General features: G+C 32.4%; 22 protein-coding genes. 10 read left to right on the top strand and 12 right to left on the bottom strand.

Annotated features, from left to right (window positions below; translation table 11 throughout):
* Positions 1-7 precede the first annotated feature (7 nt).
* Positions 8-1,168, top strand: a complete 1,161-nt coding sequence (gene ercA / locus K354_RS0102805) for an alcohol dehydrogenase-like regulatory protein ErcA (protein ID WP_084607306.1) — start codon at positions 8-10, stop codon at positions 1,166-1,168.
* Entirely contained in the window at positions 1,152-2,132 is a 981-nt protein-coding gene (locus tag K354_RS0102800; RefSeq protein WP_024953991.1) for a sensor histidine kinase, read from the top strand. The genes ercA and K354_RS0102800 overlap by 17 nt, the downstream gene beginning before the upstream one ends.
* Here K354_RS0102800 and hutG read toward each other — a convergent pair.
* The gene (gene hutG, locus K354_RS13830) at positions 2,092-3,045 is read right to left on the bottom strand and encodes a formimidoylglutamase (protein ID WP_037940073.1); all 954 of its coding nucleotides are present in this window, start codon (positions 3,043-3,045) and stop codon (positions 2,092-2,094) included. The genes K354_RS0102800 and hutG overlap by 41 nt on opposite strands.
* Positions 3,038-4,240 (bottom strand): imidazolonepropionase, encoded by a 1,203-nt coding sequence (gene hutI, locus K354_RS0102790; protein ID WP_051505380.1) that lies wholly within the window; start codon positions 4,238-4,240, stop codon positions 3,038-3,040. The genes hutG and hutI overlap by 8 nt, the downstream gene beginning before the upstream one ends.
* A gap of 84 nt (positions 4,241-4,324) precedes the next feature.
* On the opposite strand from hutI, the gene hutU reads away from it, so the two are divergent.
* The 6 genes from hutU to K354_RS0102755 all read left to right on the top strand — a co-directional run bounded on the left by hutU (position 4,325) and on the right by K354_RS0102755 (position 10,292).
* Positions 4,325-5,974, top strand: a complete 1,650-nt coding sequence (gene hutU / locus K354_RS0102785; RefSeq protein WP_024953989.1) for a urocanate hydratase — start codon at positions 4,325-4,327, stop codon at positions 5,972-5,974.
* Positions 5,975-5,976: 2 nt separating this feature from the next.
* Positions 5,977-7,509: a histidine ammonia-lyase gene (gene hutH / locus K354_RS0102780; protein WP_024953988.1), complete on the top strand. Its 1,533-nt coding sequence runs from the start codon at positions 5,977-5,979 to the stop codon at positions 7,507-7,509.
* 14 nt (positions 7,510-7,523) lie between these two features.
* Positions 7,524-8,231 carry a histidine utilization transcriptional repressor HutC gene (locus K354_RS0102775; protein WP_024953987.1) on the top strand — a complete coding sequence of 236 codons (708 nt, stop codon included), beginning with the start codon at positions 7,524-7,526 and terminating at the stop codon, positions 8,229-8,231.
* Positions 8,232-8,337: 106 nt separating this feature from the next.
* Positions 8,338-8,736 carry a GNAT family N-acetyltransferase gene (locus tag K354_RS13825; protein ID WP_037940071.1) on the top strand — a complete coding sequence of 133 codons (399 nt, stop codon included), beginning with the start codon at positions 8,338-8,340 and terminating at the stop codon, positions 8,734-8,736.
* 221 nt (positions 8,737-8,957) lie between these two features.
* The gene (locus K354_RS13820) at positions 8,958-9,716 is read left to right on the top strand and encodes a substrate-binding periplasmic protein (RefSeq protein ID WP_024953986.1); all 759 of its coding nucleotides are present in this window, start codon (positions 8,958-8,960) and stop codon (positions 9,714-9,716) included.
* A 57-nt stretch (positions 9,717-9,773) separates the two neighbouring features.
* Positions 9,774-10,292 carry a cysteine hydrolase family protein gene (locus K354_RS0102755; RefSeq protein WP_024953985.1) on the top strand — a complete coding sequence of 173 codons (519 nt, stop codon included), beginning with the start codon at positions 9,774-9,776 and terminating at the stop codon, positions 10,290-10,292.
* A 67-nt stretch (positions 10,293-10,359) separates the two neighbouring features.
* Here K354_RS0102755 and K354_RS0102750 read toward each other — a convergent pair whose 3' ends face one another.
* Positions 10,360-11,916 carry a sensor domain-containing diguanylate cyclase gene (locus K354_RS0102750; RefSeq protein WP_024953984.1) on the bottom strand — a complete coding sequence of 519 codons (1,557 nt, stop codon included), beginning with the start codon at positions 11,914-11,916 and terminating at the stop codon, positions 10,360-10,362.
* A gap of 181 nt (positions 11,917-12,097) precedes the next feature.
* On the opposite strand from K354_RS0102750, the gene K354_RS0102745 reads away from it, so the two are divergent.
* On the top strand, positions 12,098-12,328 hold the full coding sequence (locus K354_RS0102745; RefSeq protein WP_024953983.1) for a hypothetical protein: 231 nt from the start codon (positions 12,098-12,100) through the stop codon (positions 12,326-12,328).
* An 81-nt stretch (positions 12,329-12,409) separates the two neighbouring features.
* On the opposite strand, the gene K354_RS14555 is transcribed toward K354_RS0102745, so the two are convergent.
* Positions 12,410-15,223: an EAL domain-containing protein gene (locus K354_RS14555; RefSeq protein WP_024953982.1), complete on the bottom strand. Its 2,814-nt coding sequence runs from the start codon at positions 15,221-15,223 to the stop codon at positions 12,410-12,412.
* Positions 15,224-15,453: 230 nt separating this feature from the next.
* On the opposite strand from K354_RS14555, the gene thiD reads away from it, so the two are divergent.
* Positions 15,454-16,836 carry a bifunctional hydroxymethylpyrimidine kinase/phosphomethylpyrimidine kinase gene (thiD, locus tag K354_RS15085; protein ID WP_024953981.1) on the top strand — a complete coding sequence of 461 codons (1,383 nt, stop codon included), beginning with the start codon at positions 15,454-15,456 and terminating at the stop codon, positions 16,834-16,836.
* A gap of 76 nt (positions 16,837-16,912) precedes the next feature.
* Here thiD and K354_RS0102730 read toward each other — a convergent pair whose 3' ends face one another.
* The 8 genes from K354_RS0102730 to K354_RS0102700 form a co-directional block, all read right to left on the bottom strand.
* The gene (locus K354_RS0102730; RefSeq protein WP_024953980.1) at positions 16,913-17,593 is read right to left on the bottom strand and encodes a class I SAM-dependent methyltransferase; all 681 of its coding nucleotides are present in this window, start codon (positions 17,591-17,593) and stop codon (positions 16,913-16,915) included.
* A 59-nt stretch (positions 17,594-17,652) separates the two neighbouring features.
* Complete coding sequence (locus K354_RS0102725) at positions 17,653-19,629, bottom strand: N-6 DNA methylase (RefSeq protein ID WP_024953979.1); 1,977 nt, start codon at positions 19,627-19,629, stop codon at positions 17,653-17,655.
* Positions 19,630-19,687: 58 nt separating this feature from the next.
* Positions 19,688-20,365 (bottom strand): MamI family restriction endonuclease, encoded by a 678-nt coding sequence (locus tag K354_RS0102720; RefSeq protein ID WP_024953978.1) that lies wholly within the window; start codon positions 20,363-20,365, stop codon positions 19,688-19,690.
* A gap of 213 nt (positions 20,366-20,578) precedes the next feature.
* Positions 20,579-21,313: an LptM family lipoprotein gene (locus K354_RS0102715; RefSeq protein ID WP_024953977.1), complete on the bottom strand. Its 735-nt coding sequence runs from the start codon at positions 21,311-21,313 to the stop codon at positions 20,579-20,581.
* Positions 21,314-21,452: 139 nt separating this feature from the next.
* On the bottom strand, positions 21,453-21,587 hold the full coding sequence (locus tag K354_RS15395) for a hypothetical protein (RefSeq protein WP_425426664.1): 135 nt from the start codon (positions 21,585-21,587) through the stop codon (positions 21,453-21,455).
* Positions 21,588-22,187 (bottom strand): LysE family translocator, encoded by a 600-nt coding sequence (locus K354_RS0102710; RefSeq protein ID WP_024953976.1) that lies wholly within the window; start codon positions 22,185-22,187, stop codon positions 21,588-21,590.
* A 43-nt stretch (positions 22,188-22,230) separates the two neighbouring features.
* On the bottom strand, positions 22,231-23,040 hold the full coding sequence (locus K354_RS0102705) for an AraC family transcriptional regulator (RefSeq protein WP_024953975.1): 810 nt from the start codon (positions 23,038-23,040) through the stop codon (positions 22,231-22,233).
* Positions 23,041-23,106: 66 nt separating this feature from the next.
* Positions 23,107-23,532, bottom strand: coding sequence for a desulfoferrodoxin family protein (locus tag K354_RS0102700; protein ID WP_024953974.1), 426 nt, complete (start codon positions 23,530-23,532; stop codon positions 23,107-23,109).
* Between the last annotated feature and the right edge of the window lie 31 nt (positions 23,533-23,563).

Here is a 23,563-nt window from a genome sequence, read left to right as displayed (position 1 = left end):
AAACATGATGAATGAGTTATCCAACTTACGTAAATTCGTTGCACCAGAGTATGTATATGGATTTGGTTCTCGCCATTTATTAAGCCAATATGCACACAACTTTTCATTTGATAAAATTCTCTTAGTTACAGATAATGGAGTAAAAAAAGCCTGTTGGATAGATGAGATTAAAAGTGATCTTATTTCTGAAGGTTTTGAAGTTACTCTTTTTGATAATATATCTCCGAATCCTCGTGATTATGAAATTATGCAAGGTGTAAAAGTATTTGAAGAAAACAATTGTGATTCTATCATAGCTGTTGGTGGTGGTAGTGTAATGGATTGTGCAAAAGGTATAGGAATTTCTAGTGCCAATAAACAGCATATTTTAGAGTTTGAAGGAGTTGATCAGGTAAATATCCCTTCTCCTCCTCTTATTTGTCTTCCTACTACGGCTGGTAGTTCAGCAGATGTCAGTCAATTTTGTATTGTTACTGATTCATCAAGAAAATTAAAAATTGCAATTATTAGTAAAACCACTATTCCTGATGTTGCGTTAGTAGATCCTGAGATGACAATCTCAATGCCACTCACACTTAGCGTCCAAACAGGTCTTGATGCACTAACTCATGCTGTAGAAGCCTATGTATCAAATGCTAGTTCTCCTATGTCAGATATAAATGCACTAGAATCAATCCGACTTATATACAAATATATGCCAAAAGTTTTTGAAAATCCAAACAATGAAGAATTTCGAAATAAAATGATGTTAGCGAGCCTCTATGCAGGTCTTGCTTTTTCAAATGCTAGTCTAGGAGGAGTTCATGCAATGGCACATAGTCTAGGAGGACTAAAAGATTTACCTCATGGCTTATGTAATACGATTTTACTAGATAAAGTTATGAATCATAATTTTGATTCAAATCCAAATAAGTTTAGACATATAGCTCAAATTTTCAATCTAAAAACAGATTCCAATACAAGTCAGTATATAAAAACAGACTTAGCCAAATTTATGAAAGATTTTAAAAAATCACTCAATATAGATAAAGGTTTTGGTGAATTTGGGTTAGTAGAAAAAGAGATCTCCCAACTAGCACACAATGCGATTAATGACCCCTGTATAGTGACAAATCCAAGAAAGCTTTCCATTAATGATTTAAAGGCTTTATATGAGCAATCAATCTAACGACAACATTAGAGACAAAATCATTGGACTTGGCGAATCTTCAATGAAGAAAAGCTATTACCCACAATTAAAAAAAAGAATTGCCCAAATTGAAGAGCTGAATACTACACTAGAAGACAAAGTCAATGAAAGAACACAAGAATTATACGAAAAAAACACTACTTTAAAAAATACGCTAGAAGAACTTCACAAAACGCAAAAAAGCCTTGTTGAGTCCGAAAAAATGGCCGCACTAGGAACATTGGTAAGTGGCATTGCTCACGAAATAAATACACCTATTGGTTCAAGTTTAACAGCTATAACACATTTTTTAGATAGTGTAAATAAAATAAATGAGTTATACAAAACAGATGATCTTAGTCAAAATGAATTTGAAAACTTCTTACTCTCAAGTAAAGTTTTGGCAGACTCTATTTATCAAAATATAAAAAAATCTGCTAATTTAGTAGAAAGTTTTAAACGAATATCTGTTGAACACTCTTCATCAGATTATAAAAATTTTAACTTATACACTTATATCAACGACATTGTAAATACATTAAAAGGTAAAATGAAATATCACCAAATCATACATGTAGGCATTTCAAAGCTTATTACCCTCTATGGTACACCTGGTGCTTACTATCAAATAATCATTAATCTTTTAATGAATTCTCTTACTCATGGTTTTGATGAAACAAAAAGTGGTAAAATACGCATAAAAGCATATCTAAAAGAGAAAAATTTAATCTTAATTTTTAAAGACAATGGAAAAGGTATAAGCCAAGAAGATTTACCAAAAATATTTGAGCCCTTTTTCACTACAAATAGAAGCTATGGAGGAACAGGACTTGGACTCAACCTCATATACAATATAGTTACAACTCAACTAGGTGGAACTATTACATGTAAAAGTGAATTAAATCATGGAACAGAATTTAAAATTATTGTTCCACTAGTTCAACAAGATCAAACACAAGTCTAGAAACTGCTTTTTTCCCTATATCATTTATGTCATACTTTGGACTAAATTCAGCAATATCTACTAACCTTACTCTGTTTTTATAACTAACAAATATATATTCTAAAAGCTCGTATGTCAGGTTTATATCAATTCCTCGTGCAGAAACTGCACTAACTGCTGGCACTTGTGATGCATAAAAAACATCTGTATCAATTGTTATATAAATATGTTCTTTTTGAGACAAAAAAGCATCTATTTTTTCTTTAATCATTTCTATGTTTTGAAAGGTCATTTTTGTATCTAAAATATACTCTACATGTAAGGCTTCTGCTTTTGCAAATAAAGCCTTGGTATTAGAGGCTTTTGAGACACCTAAACAGAGATAATTAAACTCTTGATTATCTTCTTTACATGTAAAGGCCATTTGAGCAAAGGGAGTGCCTGAAGTCGCACTCTCATTTTGTCGTAAATCAAAATGCGCATCAAAGTTGATAACAGCTATATTTTTATCTTCTCCTAAAGAGTTATATAAGCCCATAAAACTCCCATACGCTACTTCATGACCACCACCTAGTACGATAGGAAAGTGATTTTGCTTTAAAAGTTTGTTTACATGTAAGGATAATTCTTTTTGAGATTGTTCTAAATCAGTACTTGCAACTACTTTGCCAGCATCATATAGGGGCGTTTTATTTAAATGATATGCAAAATTTCCCATTGCTTGTTTTAGAGTATCTGCACCCTCGGCTGCTCCAACTCTGCCTTTATTTCTTTTTACACCTTCATCACACTCAAAGCCCAAAAAAGCAACTCCTTGCTTTGCTTCATAAGGCTCACTCAAAAACTCTATCTTTTCATGCCATCTTTTACCAAGTTCTGCATCTTCTATATCAACTCTTCCTGTCCATAAATCTCTATTTGCTTCTTTATACATCTACCACTTCTCCATTTTGTACGCTAAAACGCATAGAATTAGGCATAAAAGCACAAACGAGGTCTCTTGGGTGTTCTATGTCCCAAACACAAAAATCTGCGTCATAGCCCTCTTCTAAGCTTCCTTTTGATTTTTCTAAACCTAAAGCCTTAGCCGCATTTTTTGTAACTGCTGCAAAAACTTCATCTACCCTCAACCCAAACTGCACGCTACTCATGTTCATCATAAGTTGTAAAGAGCATAGTGCAGAGGTACCAGGATTCAAATCAGTAGCTATTGCCATAGGTACTTTATGTTTTCTAAAAAACTCAATCGGAGGCATCTTAGTCTCTCTTAAAAAATAGTATGCTCCAGGGAGTATAACAGCAACTGTGCCACTTTTTGCCATCTCTTTTACTGAATCTTCATCTGTATGTTCTAAATGATCTGTGGAGAGAGCATTAAACTCACAAGCAAGTTTTGTCGCTCCCATTAGTGAAAATTGTTCTGCATGTAATTTTACTTTCAAACCAAGTTTGTTAGCTTTTTCAAATACTCTTTTTGTTTGTTCTATACTAAAGGCCAAATGCTCACAATAGGCATCTACACTCGTTACATACTCACTAACTCTATCAAGCATATGCTCACAAACATACTCTATATAATCATCTGCTTTGTCTTTATATTCTGGTGGAACTGCGTGAGCTCCTAAAAAAGTTTTTTCTACATGTATAGGGTAGTTCTCTTCTAGTTTTTGCATTACTTTGAGCATCTTGATTTCACTTTCAAGATTTAAACCATATCCTGTTTTTATCTCAATCGTAGTTACACCCTCTTTTATCAAAGATTTTAAACGTTTTTCAGAGTTTTTATACAACTTTTCAAAACTCTCTTCTCTCGTACTTTTAATAGAAGCATTGATACCACCGCCTTGTGCAGCGATCTGGGCATATGTTACACCATTGAGACGTTGTTCAAACTCATTTGCTCTATTGCCCCCATAAACTAAATGTGTATGACAATCAATAAATGAAGCGGTAATAAGACTATTTTTAACATCAATTTGTTTACATGTAAAAGATTTATCCAAGTTTTTCATTGAATCAATTTTAGAAATTTTTCCATTTTTTACTTCTACAAAACTCTCTTTATTTACTACTATATGGTCTTTTTCATCAAACTGTGCAACTCTTGCATTTATAAAAACTTTATCCATCATTGCTCTTTTATTTTTAATTGTATTGACAATTAAATCAATTGTCTATATAATTGTACCATAAAAAAATAAAAAGGTATTAAGATGAGTGAAAAAAGAGTTATAAAAGCAGATACAGGAATACAACTAAGTGCTAAGTCATGGCTAACTGAAGCACCTCTTAGAATGCTCATGAACAACTTAGATCCTGATGTTGCGGAGCGTCCAGAAGACTTGGTTGTTTATGGAGGGATTGGAAAAGCTGCAAGAAATTGGGAGTGTTTTGACAAAATAGTTGAGACATTAAAAAGACTAGAATCAGATGAAACCCTCCTCGTTCAGTCTGGAAAACCTGTTGGAGTTTTTAAAACTCATGAAAATGCCCCTCGTGTACTTATAGCAAACTCAAATATAGTACCACACTATGCAAACTGGGAAACATTTAATGAACTAGATAAAAAAGGTCTTATGATGTACGGTCAGATGACTGCTGGGTCATGGATATACATTGGAAGCCAAGGTATAGTTCAAGGTACTTACGAGACTTTTGTATCTATGGCAAAAAAACACTTTGGTGGAAATTTAAGTAGTAAATGGATACTTACTGGTGGACTTGGTGGCATGGGTGGAGCTCAAACACTAGCTGCTACTATGGCAGGTGCGAGTATGATAGCTGTTGAGTGTGATGAAACTAGGATAGATAAAAGACTAGAAACTGGGTACTGTGATTATAAAGCGTATACACTTGATGAGGCAATAGAACTTATAAAAAACAGTAACAAAGCAATCTCTGTTGGACTTTTAGGCAATGCAGCTGAGATTTTTCCTGAAATCTTAAAGGGTGATTTTTTACCTGATGCGGTGACTGATCAAACAAGTGCACATGACCCACTAAATGGCTACTTACCTGTTGGTTGGAGTATGGATAAAGTAAGAGAGTTAAGAGTAAGTAATCCAGACCTTGTAGTAAAAGAAGCGAAAAAGTCTATGGCTTTACATGTAAAGGCAATGCTTGGTTTTCATGAAAAAGGAATCCCTACTTTTGATTATGGTAACAACATAAGACAAATGGCTCTTGAAGAAGGAGTTACAAATGCTTTTGATTTTAAGGGATTTGTTCCATTGTACATAAGAGACCTATTTTGTGAGGGAACTGGACCTTTTAGATGGGCGGCCCTTAGTGGTGATCCTGAAGACATCTATAAAACAGATGCAAAAATGAAAGAGCTTTTTCCTGAAAACAAAGCTTTACATAACTGGTTAGACCAAGCAAAAGAAAAAATTCACTTTCAAGGACTTCCTGCTAGAATATGCTGGATAGGTTCAGGAGAACGTGATAAAGCTGGACGTGCATTTAATGAAATGGTAAAAAATGGTGAGTTAAAAGCTCCTATAGTTATAGGTCGTGACCATCTTGATAGTGGCTCCGTTGCATCTCCAAATAGAGAGACTGAAGGTATGAAAGATGGTAGTGATGTAGTATCTGACTGGCCTTTACTAAATGCACTTTTAAACACAGCTAGTGGTGCTACATGGGTAAGTTTACATCATGGTGGTGGTGTTGGTATGGGATTTTCTCAGCACTCAGGTGTTGTTATCGTAGCTGACGGAACAGATGAGGCAGATGCAAGACTCAAAAGAGTTCTTACAAATGACCCTGCAACAGGTGTTATGAGACACGCTGACTCTGGTTATGATATAGCTAAGAAAAAAGCTAAAGAGCAAAACCTAGACTTACCAATGATAAAAGGATAAGAATGTTTAATTTACACATAGTACCAGGAAAACTCACTCTTCAAGACTTACGAAGAGTAAGAAACGAGCAAACTTTTGTTACTTTAGATGAGAGTGCCGTAGAAAAGATAGATAAGGCACAAAAAACTATCCTAAAAATAGTAGATGAAGATAAAACAGTTTATGGTGTAAACACAGGTTTTGGGCTTTTAGCAAATACGAAAATCAAAAAAGAAGATTTAGAAGATTTACAAAGAAGAATCGTACTGTCTCACTCTGCTGGAATGAGTGATTATATAAGTGATGCAACTGTAAGACTTATGATGATACTAAAAGTAAACTCACTAAGCCTTGGGTATTCTGGTATTAGACTAAAAGTGATTGAGACTTTGATGGAGCTTGTAAACAAAGAAGTTTACCCTTGTGTTCCTAAAAAAGGCTCAGTGGGAGCAAGTGGAGACTTAGCACCTTTAGCACATATGAGTGCTATACTTCTTGGATATGGTTATGTCAGATATAAAGGTGAGATACTAAAAGCTAAAGAGGGTTTGAAGATAGCTGGACTTGAGCCTATACACTTAGGTGCTAAAGAGGGTTTGGCTCTGCTCAATGGCACACAACTCTCTACGACATTTGGTCTTGAAGGTCTTTTTTATGCAGAAGATCTTTTTGCAAGTGCTATAGTTACTGGCTCAATGTGTACAGAAGCAGTTTTAGGAAGTCGTGCACCATTTGATGAGAGAGTGCATACTATACGTGGTCACCAAACACAAATAGACACAGCAAAAATGTATAGAGATATGCTAGATGATCAAAGTGACATCTCTTTATCTCATGTAAACTGTGATAGAGTTCAAGACCCCTACTCTATAAGATGTCAACCACAAGTCATGGGAGCTTGTCTCTCTCAGATAAGAAACTCAGCTGATACACTTCTCACAGAAGCAAACGGCGTAACAGACAACCCTCTAATTTTTGTAGATGAACAAGATGTTATTAGTGGAGGAAACTTCCATGCTGAGCCAATAGCATTTGCAAGTGATAACTTAGCCCTTGCTATAAGTGAGATAGGAGCATTGAGTGAGAGAAGAATGGCTCTTTTAGTAGATAAACACTTAAGCCAACTTCCTCCATTTTTGGTAAACAACGGTGGGATAAACTCAGGCTTTATGATAGCTCAAGTAACAAGTGCGGCACTTGCAAGTGAAAACAAAGCTCTTGCACATCCTAGTAGTGTTGACTCTTTGCCAACTTCTGCAAACCAAGAAGACCACGTATCTATGGCAGCATATGCAGGTCGTAGGCTCAAAGATATGGCTGAAAATACAGCAGGTATCTTAGGTATCGAGCTACTTGCAGCTGCACAAGGCATGGACTTTAGAGCACCAAATAAGTCTACATGTAACATTGAAAATGCAAAACAGTTACTTCGTGATGAGGTTAGCTTTTATGAAGAAGATAGATACTTTACTGATGACATAGAAAAAGCTATCTCTATCGTCTCATCAGGTGTTTATAATAAGTTTTTAGATAAAAATCTAATTCCAAGTTTTTAAAAGGAAAAACCGACATGGCTCTAAGACCACTTTTTGAAGAGATAAAAGATTTTATTAAAAAACAAATTGAAGATGGTGTTTACAAAGAGGGAGATAAAATCCCTACTGAGATGGAACTAGCTAAAACATTTCAAACAAGTAGACAAACCGTAAACAAGGCTCTTCGTGATTTGGTTTTAGATGATATCATCGAGAGATTTCCAAGAAGTGGCTCTTTTGTAAAAACAACTATTGCCCAAACTTCTATCTTAGACTTAAAAGATATCGCTACTGAGATAGTTGAGCGAGGCAATAGCTATACTAACAAACTCGTAAGCCTCACAGAAATCAGAGCCAATGAAAAAATATCTAAAATACTCAATGTAGTAAAAGACCAAAAAATCTATATATCGCAAATGATTCACTATGAAAACGGTGTTCCTGTAAGGTTTGATACAAGATATATCAAACCCTCTTCTTGTAAAGAGTATATCAAACAAACATTTACACAAATAACACCTAGCCAATACTTACAAAAAAACTGCCCAGTAGAAAAAGTGGACAACACTATAGAAGCGATTTTGGTAGAAGAAGATATACAAGAGTATCTTGATATATCAAGAAATGAGCCATGCCTAAGAATCTCAAGACTAGTCACTTCAAAAGGCGAAATAGCAAGCTACTCTAAGCTTTACTACCCTAGCAGTAGATATAAACTCAACTCTACTTTTGTGGGTGCGTAGGGTTTACATGTAAAGTACTATAACGACATATTTTATCTCCTCATAATGTTACTATCAGGTTCATAGATATACAATATACGTTGAATAAATAGTTAGGTTACAAATAATGGATATAAACTACGAAGAATATCTCATAACTGACGATAAGTCTTTAATTTCACCAAAAGCAGTTAAAGCGTTACTAGATAAATCCTATTGGGCTTCTGATAGAAACATAGATACAATTACAAAAACTATAGAACATTCAATCTGCATAGGTGTTTTTGCAGAAAATAAGTTAGTAGGGTTTGGAAGAGCTGTTACTGACAAGGCCGTATTTGCTTGGATTGCTGATATTATTATCCATGAAGAGCATCGTACAAAGGGTCTTGGAAAACAGATTATGCTTTTTATTCAAAAGCACCCTGAGATTCCCAAAAGTCTTCAGATATTACGGACAAAAGACGCACATAAATTATATGAAAAATATGGTTTCTCAATAAACAGTGAGTTCATGTCAAAATAAAAAATATAAAGAAAAGGTTTGCTATATGTCTCCTTTTATATTCAAAATCATTGGAATTATAATCATAATCATGGGTGTTTGGGGTATCATTTCAGGTCGAGTTATAGCTGGTTCAAGAGGTCTGTAACCAAACTATTATGATAGAAAAAAGAACCCTTGTTTTGTGTTATAATTAATATACTTAAGCCATAAAAATATGTTTTTAAAGGAGTATTGAGATTTTGAAATATATAGTTACTCTTTGTTTTTCTATATTTATCTTAGTTATTAGTTCTTATGCAGATGAAAATGTAAAAAATAAAACTAAGATTACATATGGTTATCCAGACCAATCTATATTTATAGCCACTATAAATGGTAAAGAACAACCAATAACTCCTATGTTAAATGTTGTAAAAGAGTTATTTGGGCAAACAAACCTCTCATGGGATAGTGAAGCATATCCAGCTAAACGCTTAATTCGTAATTTAAAAAGTGGCAAAACTGATTTTTCAATACTGGTTAAGGCATCATCTTTACTGAATAATTGTATATTTAGCAAAAAGCCTATTTATAGTACAAATCTCAATGTTTACTACATTGGTGATAAGCCACCTATTACTACTAAAGAGGATTTCATCGGAAAACGTGTTGTGATGATAAGGGGTTATAGCTATGGAAGTTTAAGAAAGTTCCTTAATAATCCAAAAAATAACATTACTATAGAATCCACAAGTACACACAGTAGTGCCTTTAGTATGTTGAAATATGGCAGGGCTGATTATCTCTTAGACTATGCATCTGCGGCAAAAGATATAATATCACAAGACCCTATTGCTGATTTAAAATCATATACACTAGATAAAGTTAACATTTTTCTTGTTCTTTCTAAATCTTATCCAAATGCAGATAAGCTAATGAACAAGCTTGAAACAATTATGGAGTCTATAGATATAAATAAAATCATGGATCATAAATCTGAGAATACAATAACTCATTAATATATTTATCCAAATTTTATAATCCTCACATGTAAAGAACCATTTAAAAGGGAAAAAATGAACACTGCATTACTTATCATCGATGTACAACAAAGCCTTGTTGATGAAGGAATTTGGCAAGCAAATAAAGTTATAAACCAACTAAACAAACTTAGTACGCTAGCAAGAGAACAAAGTATCCCTGTTATACTTATCAGAGATACTAGAGTTTTACCTGATGGAACTTTTCATAATTTACTTAAACAAGAAAATCATGATATAGAGATAATAAAAAGCTTTTGTGACTCGTTTATGCAAACTAACTTAGAAGAGATATTGAAAAATAATAATATAACTAGATTGATAATAGGTGGTTTGCAATCAGACTTTTGTATTGACACTACATGTAGAGAAGCAGCAAAGATGGGTTATGATGTAGTTTTAGTCAGTGATGCACATAGCACCTTAAACCATGAACACCTAAATGCAGAACAAATAGTAGCTCATCACAACAGAATCCTGCGCAACTTTGATTCAGCCAATGGCAAAGTCCGTGTACTAAAAAGTAGCAATATAGCATTTTCTCCTAATTATTAAAAAAGCTACTCTCTATTTTTATCTCTTAGAGAATTCCGGGACAGTTGCCACCTTACAAAACTTAAAGTTAGTCACTTGACACAGATTTTTGAGTACTCTCTTTAAAAACTGTTACTTTATTTCTTCCCTTTTCTTTAGATTCATATAAAGCTTTATCAGCACTGTTATATAAGTCATCTATTTTAATATCATGAGAAATATGTTTTGTTACTAATCCTATAGAGACTGTAATTACATCAAAATTTTCATTAAATTTATGCTCTATGTTTTTATTTTGTATTCTTTTACACAAATCATTTGCCATCTTGTTACCATTTTCTGCATCTTCACTTGCACTGACAATTAAAAACTCTTCCCCACCAACTCTAAAACAATATTCTGTATCCCTTTTAAAATTATCTTTTATAATTTTAGAAACCTGAATAAGGACATCATCCCCTTTTAAATGTCCATAATTGTCATTATACTTCTTAAAATTATCAACATCTATTAAAATAAAGCTCACATATGAATTAAATCTTGAAAAATTTTGAATCAATTTTAATACATTATCTAAATAGTATTGCTTATTATAAAGCTTTGTAAGACCATCTTTTGCAGATAATTGTTGAACATATTTATAGGCATAATTTAACTCACTCTCTGTCTTTCTTATATGTTTAAAATAATACCAAATAGTTATAAGTAATATAATAAAAGTTATAATTGTTGTTTTTAAAATTGAGCTGTATAAATATTTATATTGATTGGTAATATCTTTTAAAATAAAAAGCTTTCCTAGTTCTTTGTTACTAGTATCAAAATAACTTTGACTATAAATTATATATTTTTTACCCTCATTTTCTACAAACTGACTTTTTAGGTTTAAATGTTTATTTAAATCCTTTTCTAATGCTTTATCAATTTTTGGAATACTTGAATCCAATATATAATAGTTTGATAAAGAGTCAAAAGATCTTTCTTTATCATTTTTATCTAACCATTTAATAAAATCTTTTTGTGTTATATGTTTTTTATTTATTGTAAAAATAATGTCTGCTTTAGAATTTTCAGTATATTCTTTTATTATTTTTTCTATATTTTTACCTAATTCAATAAAAAATAGAACTTTTCCATTTTTTATAACAGGAGAAACAACTCTAAGAGTCAAATGATGTTTTATATCAAACTCAATACCACTAATTGTTTTTGATGAGTTTATTGATTCATTTAAAGTAACTTTTGTAGTTAAATGTTTATATTTATTTGTATTATGTATTGCTAAATATTTATGTTGACTTTTTTTATGTAAATAAAAATGAGTTATATTATGATTTATATGATAGTGCTCAAATAATACGGATAAAGATTTAAAGAGTGCTTCTTTGTTATTATCTTCAAATTCTTTTATTATTTTCTCATTTTTTGTTATTTGAAAAGTAAGAGTCTTCATTAGATCAATATTTTTTTCTAATATATAATCAATTGTAATTGAAGTATTTTTAAAATAGCTTTTTGCTTCAGATTTTATATTTTTTTCAAGATTGAGAAAGTCTGCGCCAATAGAAATAATAGATATAAGAAATAAACTTATAATCATAGGAAACAGTAGTTTTATTAAGATATTAAACTGTTTTAACTGCAAGATTTATATCCTTTATATATAATCTACCATTTTACCATAATACTATTTAATCCATCAGAAGCAGACCCATTTTGAAAAAAAGCTTTACATGTAAAGATACAAATGGTTAAATAAACAATCCATACAAAGTCAAAAGAATGAAATATGCATATAAATAAATATACTATAAACAAGGATATTTATGAGTAAAAAAAATAAGGTTCCATTTGACCCAAATGCTTTTGATTCTATTACAACTATTGGCAATATAGTTGATGATTTTCCACAACTCCAAACAATGGATTTTTCAAAGTTTAGCCTCAATGATGAGCTTACAAGACTCAACTATGAGATTGTAACACCCGAATATAAAGATTTTGAATATAGCGATATAAAAGACTATTATGCATACGAAGTAGATAAAATAGTTTAATAACACACAAATTAAACCATTTTGAAAAAGCTATAAAAATTAAAAAATTAGTATCCTCTTCTCAAATTTAGAGATAATACTTTATCTAAATCTACTTTGATATTTTTCAAAAGCAACAGCTTCCATAGGTTTAGCAAAATAAAAACCTTGAACTTCATCACAGCCTAAAGAGTTTATAACCTGCAGAACATCCTCATCTTCAACACCTTCTGCAATAGTTTTAAGATTAAGATTCTTTGCCATCTGAATGATTGTTTTAACAATAGCTTCATCATCCTTATCTTTTAAAATATCACGAACAAAAGATTGGTCAATTTTGAGTTTATCGACTGCAAATCGTTTTAGGTATGATAAAGAGGAGTAACCTGTTCCAAAGTCATCTATTGAGAGTTTAATGCCTAAAGCTTTTAATGTCTGTGCCATTTTAAGAGTCGCTTCTACATTATGTGCCATAACAGATTCTGTAAGCTCAAGTTCTAATAATTTAGGATTAAGTTTGGAAGATAAAAGCGCTTTTTTTATGATTGCTGCTAAATCTCCTCTTTTAAACTGTACGGCAGATATATTAACAGCAACAGTAATTTCCATTCCCTCTTTAGCCCAAAGAGCCGCCTGCCTACACGCTTCCATAATAACCCATTCACCTATTTGTACAATAAGTCCAGTAGATTCTGCAATAGGAATAAAATCTAAAGGTAGTATCATCCCAAGTAATGGGTGTTTCCACCGTATAAGTGCTTCTGCTCCAGTGATACGATTGAGTTTTAAATCTATTTGTGGTTGATAATATAATACAAATTCATTATTCTTTATAGCCTTTTTTAAATTATTTTGGATTTTCAACTCTTTTATAAGATGCTCAGACATCTTTATATCATAAACACAATAAGTATTTTTACCATTTTCTTTTGCTTTATACATAGCAAGATCCGCATTTTTGAGAAGCGCTTCAAATGTATTGCCATTATCAGGGTAGAGAGATACTCCGATTGATGCAGATATTGAAAGGATATGATTTTCCACATCAAACGATTTTTCAAATCCAGATAAAAGTTTTTCTACTGTCACAATCACATCTTTTATTTCATTGATTTCAGGTAAAATAATCAAAAATTCATCACCGCCATGCCTACAAATAGTTAAATCTTCTCTTTCACACTCTTTAATACGCGTTGCTACTTTTTTTAGCATCTCATCTCCGATAGAGTGTCCTAAAGAATCATTAATCGTTTTAAATCCATCTAGGTCAAAAAAGAGAAGAGCCACTTTAGAATGGTTCTGTTTTGCAATCAATATTGCTTCTTCAGTTTTCTTTTGGGCAATAATACGATTTGGTAAATCCGTGAGTATATCGTGATGTGCCATATACTCCATTTTTTTCTCTATCATCTTTCGCGATGTGATATCGTGACCAATAGCTAGTACACTGCAAATCTCACCTTTATTATTTCGCTCAGGCACGAAACGGATATGGTGGTATTGTTTATCTCCTGATGGAGGGAAGGCTTCAATGTCAAGCTCAGCTTTTTCTCCTGAAGCTAAAACCTTTTCTATAGCTTGCTGATACTGCTCTGGTATATGACCATTAAATGCTCTTTCCTGAGGTGTTTTACCTATAATCATAGCTACTGCTTCATCCCCATAAACCCGCTTCATTGTTGGGCTTACAAAAATAGCCTGACATGCAGTGTTATAGCGGATAATATTATCTGGCAGATTTTCAACAAGTGTGCGAAACTCTTTTTCTCTTGCAGAAATTGCATCTTGTAGATCATAAATATCGGTCATATCTCTACCAACGCCTAGCACACTTATAACTTTTCCATCTGTATCAAATTCTGGTACTAAAGAGATATCATGAATCTCTATTTTTCCATTCTCTTTTAAAATTTCTTGTTGTACGATGATTTTTTCTTTGCTTGCAACTACCTGTGTAATAGCCTCTTTTACAGATAAAAATTTATTTGAGATAGGTTTACCAATTATTTCAGAAGATGAGACTCCTACTGTATCTTCATGAATAGGATTGAGATAAAGATAATGACCTTTTTTGTCCCATCTAGCAATATTGTCAGGTATATTTTCAGCTAAAGAGTGAAATTCTCTTTCTTTTTTACGTAATTCTTCCTCTTGGGCTTTTCTCTTAGTAATATCATGTACAAAAGCGATATAAAGAGATTTCTCATCAAAAATGATTTTGTAGGTGTGGACCTCTACATCTATTACACTGCCGTCCTTGAGATGATGCTTTGTTTCAAAATAAAAACTTTTATTTTGCATAAAAGAATTCCCAATCTCATCTAATTTTTCCTGTTTTATATTCAGACCAAGATCAAAAGATTTCATTTTAAGCAGTTCTTCTTTAGTATAACCAGTCATATTACACGCAGCACTATTTACAAATATAAATTGAAAATCTTTAGAAGGATCAATAATATAAAATGCCTCACCACTATGGTACACCGTAGATGCCAAGAGACTCATCTGATACTCTAAAGCTTTTTTTTGGGTAAAATCAAACATGGTTCCATGCCAAAGGATAGTACCATCTTCTAATTTCTCTGGTATAGAGCGTGTTTCAATCCACTTTTCTTCACCTTTAACATTAATACGATATGTTAAGTAAAAAGGTTCAAGATTTTTTGCAGATTTAGCAATTACTTCTTCAATTTTTGCGCGGTCACTAGGATGAGCTAAATCGTGAATCGATGCAAAATCTTCTGTACTATTTTCAAGTTGCAAACCATAAAGCTTACGAATACCTGAACTTATATACGGAAAACTCATCTGTCCATCAGGTGAGAGCTTAAAAGTAAAAATCAATCTATGGAGATTATTGGTCAAAGAAAGAAGTATATCGTCATGTCTTTTATCTACTTCCGTATTGAATATCAAAACATACTCCTCATACTCAACTCACAACTTTTATAGAAACAAAATATTATTATAAATATCATTCAACAAAATTATAGGTAAATACCCATATAGTTGTCAACATAATGAGTTTTACTATTAAATTTTTGAAATATAACTAGACAGATAGTATCTTAAGTCATTTTAATTCTGCACATGGAAAAGTTAGCAAAATTTGTTACAATACAAATAAAAATAGTTAGGAAAAAATAATGTTATTTGAAAAGTTAAAAAACAACAATATTGAACGTTGGAATGCTTACATAAATCATATCTTTGCAAACAAGTTAGTAAACCAAACACTAAAGCAAGAAAACTTTGACTTTTATATCGCTCAGGATTATTACTATCTATTGACTTATTTTGAAGCGATTTCAAAACTATCAGTTTTTTCAAAAACAAATAACTGTTTTGATGAAATGGTATCTTCTACTAAGGGTGAGCTAAACCATCATGAACAATCTCTTAAACTAACAGTAAAACAAAACATAGCAACGACAAATTACACTGAGTATATCAATGCTATCTTAGAGAGTAAAAACTATGAGGATTTACTCATCTGTGTTACTCCTTGTTTGGTTGGTTATTATGAGCTTGGACAATATATAAGTTCTTTGGACGTGTGTGCAAACAACCGTTATGCACCGTGGATTGAACTTTATCAAACTAGTGACTACAAAGAATCAACAGATAAGTGTATAGCCCTTGTAAATGAACTTGTTGATTATGATTTTGAGAGATTGAACAAGATATTTTTAGATACTATTGAACTCGAAATTGCATTTTTTGACCAAGTGATTGAGTATAATCCACTTCCTACTGTTCTGACAATTGCAGGAAGTGATAGTGGTGGTGGAGCTGGAATCCAAGCAGACTTAAAAACTATCAGCGCAAACAAGTGCTTTGGGGCAAGTGTTATAACAACTATCACAGCGCAAAACACTATAGGTGTTACTGATGTATTTGACCTGCCTACAAGTGTAATCCAAAACCAATTCAATACCGTTGCCGATGATTTGGATATAAACTACATCAAAATAGGCATGTTAAACTCCATAGATATTATAAATACCGTAGACACTCTAACATCAAGTAGAAAAATCCCTTATGTCTTAGACCCCGTCATGTACTCTAAGGGTGGCTTTAAACTGATGAACGATGATGCAATTATATTACTTAGAGAAACACTCATGAAAAAAGCGTTTGTAATAACTCCAAATATACTAGAAGCACAAATCTTATCTGGTTTACATGTAGAAGATATAGAGTCGATGAAAGCGTGTTGTATAAAGCTTTATGAGTTAGGAGCAAAAAACATCCTACTTAAAGGCGGTCACTTAAATACTGCCAAGATGATTGATGTTTTATACTATAACAAAGAGTTTTATTACTTTGAAACAACTAAACTCACGACACAACATACACATGGAACAGGATGTACACTTTCAAGTGCCCTAGCCTCTTTTCTCGCACTTGGATTGAGTTTAGATAAAGCAAGTGAGCAAGCTATAAACTATGTACAAAACGGCATACTAAACAACTTTAAAGTAGGAAAAGGACGAGGACCTGTAAATCACTTTTATATGTTAACGTAGCAAAACAAATTAGGTAGCTTTTTTGCTTTAGATTTTAAGTGATATCTTTATAGATTAAACTAAAGTTAGAGGTTCTTTAAACTTTAATTGTGCTTGTTATTGCAAAATTATACATTCTCCAATAACAAGCACTTTGTTGAAATCCAACTTCTTTTAACCAATCAAAATGATTTGATAAAACAATTGGAAAATCTTTTTCAATATGTTTTTCATACCAAAACTCTGGGTCTTCACCTTGCTCTTTCATAAACTGTTTCCAAAGTAAATATTGATGTTCTTTTACATGAGTATCTTCATCTATGATAATATCATTTGAGATATAAACTGCATTTTGATTTGCACTATTAAAAAGTTTTTGATAAAAAACTTTTCTTTCTTCCCAATTTAGATGATGTAGTGTCATACCTGTTAAGATAATATCGTATGACTCTCCAATTGAATCTATTTTATAATCCCCTTGGATCAATTTATAGTTTTTTGTATATTTTGATATTTTTTGCTCATAAGCATCTAGCATTTCAGTAGTAATATCAAATCCAGTGATATGTGAATTTGGAAGTTTTTTTAAAACAATCTCAGACAATATACCATTACCACAACCTAAATCCAATACTCTATAGTTTTTACTTTTATCGCTTGGTAATAAATCAGATATGATTTTATGTTGTTCTAAATATTGTGGAACCAATCTAGTCATCAATGCTTCATAATCAGAAGCCTGTTTTGCGAAATGTTCTTGTATATTTATATCTTTCATTTTATCCTCGATATAACGTTCGACTCAACCGACAGCTTGCTGTTCGGTTCGAGGTTTTGTTATACAGTTTTTTTACGCAAGCCATCTATAGTGAGAGATGAAGAAACAATATTTTCAATTGAATCTTTGTAAATATTGATTATTTTATTAGTATTTAAAATTTCTTTTTCAGAATTTGGAACTGGTAATTTTACTATTTCTAATTCATTTGTTTTGATTCGATTATGAGATGATGATGTACCGGATGTCAAGCTTTGAATTTGATCTTGAATCAGTGGTTCAAGTAACATATAACATACCCAATAAGGATCTATACCTTCTTTAGCTCTGACAATCTCGAATTCACTTGAACAAGTTGTAGGAAAGTCAAGTTGCGGAACAACAATAATTCTTGGGATTCTAGGGTTTATTTTTGATATTAATATATCCATAGGATAACAAACATTCCCTTTAGTTTTAGGTTCATATTTTTGTAGTTCTTCAAAATCAATTATGCCATCACCAATTATATGTAAAACACTTATACATTTGCTGTTATCTTCTTCTTTTAATCTGCGTCTATTCTTTGTTTCAAAAGTAACAATATCTTTCAGATCTTTAATAATATAGTTTTTAAAAGATTCTATTGTTTTAAGTGCTTTTATTCTACGTGAACTATAATGGCTTGCCGTCCAAGATCCACTTTCGACAATGGAAGATAATTCTAGAGTACATGAAGGTGTTTCAGAAATAATTCCTATGTTTTTTTCAGATTCAAAAAGTTTTTTTCCTAAAATATCAAGCTGGTTTATCCCTTCATATTTTTTTATTGACACCCCTTTTCTTAGTGCAACTTGAAAACCAAGATCATTAATTGTACCCATCACAATATTATGTTCTTTTGTATTCTCTCTTCCTTTTTCTAAATAAACAATTGATGTTTTAGTTCTTGTTCCAGCTTGTGCAAATGTCACAGCTGGCAATTCAATAATGCCTTTTAATTTAGCTTTACCAATCAATCGTGCACGGAGTGTTTCAGCTAGTCCTCTTGATGAAACTGTTGAGTCTGGAACAACTACAAACAGTTTTCCACCATTTTTTAGTAATGATAATTCTCTATCAATAAAAGCAAGTTCAGAATCAATAGATTTAGTAGATGTTTCTAATCCATAGAATAGTGGGTAATTTTCTTTTAATTGAGAATTAATATTTTCAGTTGAGATATTTGCACCAAAAGGAGGATTAGTTATAATTAAATCTACTTTACCATTATACGCTTCTAATCTACTACAGTTTATAAGTGAATTACCTTGATCAATATCATATATTTCATTACCAAATAGCATCATGTTTATTTTCGATAGTCGAACCATTCGATCGACTTTATCTTGACCAATTAATTTTATTTTATTGCTTGGTGCAAGAAGAGTTGCTTTACGATAAAAAGATGCTAAAAAGCTGCCAACCCCACAAGAAGGATCCATTACTAAAAATTCATTAGTTTGATAAAAACTTTTTGGTATTTCGGAAAGAGCCCAATCACAAATAAAGTCAACCACCTCTGGAGGAGTCATATATTGTGCATCTTCTATATTACCTCTAAAATTATCTCTAATAAAATGTCCAAAAGCTTCATTCACTAAGTCAAATGAATTGTTTGACTTTGCATGATTTAAAGCATTTATAAATGTAGTATAGATTGTTCGTGCAAGAATTAATGCAAACTCATTCTCGCCTTTTTGTATATTTAATTTAGGAGAAGCACCAAAAATAGAAGTTTTATCTGAATTTAAAAAGTGCTCATCTTTAGTACATTCTTCAAAGGTTAGGTGTAATATGTCAATAGCATTAATGTTTGAACCCGTAGATTTCACTAATTGTTCAAAATCTTTTGATTTAATCCAATTATTATTAGTTGCAATACAAATTGCAAGAATCTTGGAAACTTCATCTAATTTAGCATTAGAGTCATCTATTCTACCCGATAAATGTAAATGTTCTCGCAATTCTGAAAAAGCTGTATATAACGTCTCATATGTATTTTTAATTTCACTCATCTTATTCCTTCGTTCTATTTTTAGATTATAATCTAAAAATAGAACGAAGTCAATAAAGTTATTTTATAAGAATAACATCATTATTAATTACTTCAGCATGAAATATTTTATTTGATCCCTGTATATCATCTAATTCTATTTGTATCTTGGTAAAGCCATTTGATCGGCCATTCCCATGCCTAGCATATGTGTCATTTGATTTGTTTCTAGGAGGAAAAAGCTGAAAGTTAACTCCCGGTCTATCAGGACTTTGAAGCTTTGGACGACCCAAAACATCCATCCATTCATGATATCTTTCATTTAGGTTTTGGTGTTCTCTCGGATTAACTTTCCAAATACGAAACCTTTGATTGTTTTCAGGAGAAAGATCAACAGAAACAAGAAAAATAGATGGGTATGATAAAAAGCTTTCCATCCCCTCTTCATCATTACATTGAAAATTCCATCTAGGAGCAACAGCTCCCTTTGCATCTTCAGAATCTAAAAAATTTGCACTTTTCACTTCTGACCCATCTTCTAAGTCATCACCTTTACCTCGGAATCCTCCACCCACTATTCCACTAATAAGGGAAACAAGATGTTGACCAATGTACCCTGTGTCAATTTGAGCTGGTTGAAAAGTTAATTCTCGCCATCTATGTAATTGAACTCTCTGATCAACTATTTGTTCCTGAATTAATTCACATGCCAGTGCTGTTCTTTCGTTTAAATTATAATCTGTTAATTTTTTCTTCAAATAATTCCTTTATTATCTTGGTGTGTGTTCTTGCCATTTGTTGTGCGTAGCGAAGCGGAGCACAACAGATGGCAGAGATGGGCACGTTCAGTGCTCAGCCGCGCCGTTGTACGTTTCCGCAAAGCGGGAACGTACAACGCCCTTGTTCAGAGGCCCCAAACGTAGCGAGGCGTTCGCGCAAACATGCCCCGCGGAATTTGGGGTCCGCTGGAACTAATTGTTAGCGTTATTTATTTTTTCAGGATCGTGCGTCATGCCGTCAAGGCATGAAACATCCGGCCCAAGCCTATCTACGATAAGGAGTTCAGCCTTTCCGCTATTAATACCCCAGCATACCCTTGAATACTGATACCCAACTATTGTGCCATCTGAGATTTTTAGCTCCAAGGTGCTTCCGGATGATCCTTCTGCTTTGATATTTATACCGCTACCCCCTGTTCCATCCATTGTCCATTTCGCAGAGGCATTAGCTGCAATCCTCTTAGACAACCTATGTGAGTATATGCTTACGGAGCTAGTGACAATCCTCCAGTTTTTGTCACTTTTCAATTTCATTGCGAGATCTTCATTGTTATTAATCTGATTAAGAAGTCCATCCTTATCTTTCAACTCAAATATATATCTAACGCCGCTTTCTGTTTTGGATCCTGATACTCCGGCGCTTGTATTGTTAGAATCGCTGATCTCGGCCTCACCAACTATTTTGAATTCACTGAATTTTGTTTCCGTGTATTCCGCCACCTTCCCTATTTCAATTGACCTCCACTTCGGGGTGAATTGTGGCTCATATACATTATTCAACTCTGTTCTAACTAGGCCGACCGATCCGATGCTAGATGAATGAGCGCCTCCTGTTCGATACTTTATCCCTTGAAACGTAAAATGCCCGCATCCTGCCAATGCTGTAGAAATACCAATAGCTACAGCAGTTCTTATTAAGTTTTTCATACGATCTCCTTTTCCATTATTCTAACTTCGATAGTGCACTCAGAGCTGAACGCCGTTGTACGTTGCCGCAAAGCGGGAACGTACAACTATTTATTCAATGCATATTATAACACAAATAGCTCTAAATTTAACAATTAACTCACATAAAAAGTGATTTTTTAATCAAAAAATAGCAAATAATAGAACACTTTGTACCATGATTTGTCAAGTATTTATTTTTAACCCAAAATACCTTTACATGTAAAACCAATCTTCCTACAAGTAAGTCTAACACTTACATCATCTTCATGACAATCAACAAACCAGCGGAGATGATGAGTATCGCTCCCATAGTTATATTGAAAAATTTCAATCTAATAGGTGTATTGAAAAACATTGTTGCTTTTTGTCCTAGTACTCCCCAAAAAGATAGTGAAGCATAACATACGCTAAAGTAGATAAGTACAAATGATAGAAAAGCAGTATCACTACTTACAAACATGGATACCCCAGATACACAGGCTATCCATGCTTTTGGGTTTAGCCATTGGAGTAAAAAACCTTCGTAAAATTTTGGTACTTTTTTCTCTTGATTTTTTACGGTTATATCTGCTCTTGAAGTAGCTATTTTGTATCCCATATATATGATAAATAAAGCACCTAAGATTTCCATAGTCGAAAGTAAAGATGGATAGTGATTGACAATATTCATCAAACCAAATCCTATAAGTATCAAAAGCAGTGTAAATCCTATTGTCGCTCCAGATATAAAAGGCACTGTTGTTTTAAATCCGTGATTGACTCCTGATGAGATTATCATCATGTTTACTGGTCCAGGTGTTATTGACATAGCGAGGGAAAATGAAAACATCGCTAAAAGTGTAGTTAAGTCCATATATACTCCGTTTTTTGAAAGTATATTGTTTTTTTAAAAAAACTTATTGTAAGAAATTGAGTCTATATTCGTTTGGTGTAGTAGCAACTATCTTTAAAAAGTTTTTATGAAAATGGCTCTGGTCAAAAAATCCACACTCTAAAGCTGTATCTACGATACTATATCCTTTTTTCAAAAACTCTTTTGCTCTGTTTATTTTTACATTGAGTAAGTATGAGCGAGGGGTCAAATTCATCTGTGATTTAAATAGTCTTATGATATAAAAAGAGTTCAAATCAAACATTTCTGAAAGCTCTGAGAGCGAGATATTGTCTTGGTAATTTTCATCAAGATAAGCAACTATCTTTTCAAACTTGACATCAACAACTTCATCTGTATCTTGTTCTATATACAATGAAAAAAACTTTATCAAAAACTTTATCACTTCATCTTCTTTATCAAGATAAGAGTTTTGTGAATAAAGATACTCACACAAGTTTAAAAACTCTTTATAAACATTTTTATCTTCTAAAATATGCTCCTTTACATGTACAAACTCTTCAACTTCATCATTTATAGATTTTTGTATATCTCTACACCAATCTTTATCAAGATACATCATGTAATACTCATTGAGAACTTCGCTACATGAGTTACAAGAATGTACTACGTTTGGATTCATTATACTTATCATATTTTTATCTAAAGTATATACTTTATCACTATTTGTGTAGGTACTTACACCCTCTTTATTAACCCCAATAGAAAAAGTACTATGAAAGTGTTTTTTATAATGAGCATTAGAGTTAGAGTATCGTAGCTCAATAAACGGTAGTTTTGTATCAGTAAATACTTTGGTAAATATCTTTTTCATATAGCATTATATAATTTAAAACCTTTACATGTAAAGAAAGAGAACCCTAAAAGAGGGTTCATTGTTTTATACATTTACTGAAGAAGTATAGTTTCCATGTAAATTACATTTTGATGTTGCTGAGATCATTTTGACTTTTTCCAGATTAACTCTTGATGCTAAATATCCTCTTGAAGTCATAGGTTCAAGTGCAACATTTGCTACTTTTACACCATCTGCAAACAAGTCGACTTCATATATCCAATGATTTTTTACACTTGGATGAATAATACCTTGTTGACCAATATTGACTTCAACCAAAGCAAAACCTTTTGCATCTTTTTCACCTATTTTAATTTCAGGAGAGTGTTTTAATTCTGCTTTTGTTGGGTTTGCTGGATCTTTTATTTTCATATCTTTTGTATTAACTACTAACTTTTTATCATAAGCATTCGCAACAGTAGCTGACATTGCTGCTAAAGCAGCAATTTTTAGCGCATTTCTTCTATCCATAATTCATTCCTTTTATTTAATATCCTTAATT

The sequence above is a fragment of the Sulfurospirillum arcachonense DSM 9755 genome, from assembly GCF_000597725.1.
GTDB lineage: Bacteria > Campylobacterota > Campylobacteria > Campylobacterales > Sulfurospirillaceae > Sulfurospirillum_A > Sulfurospirillum_A arcachonense.
This window is presented reverse-complemented; position numbering and strand designations above follow the sequence as displayed.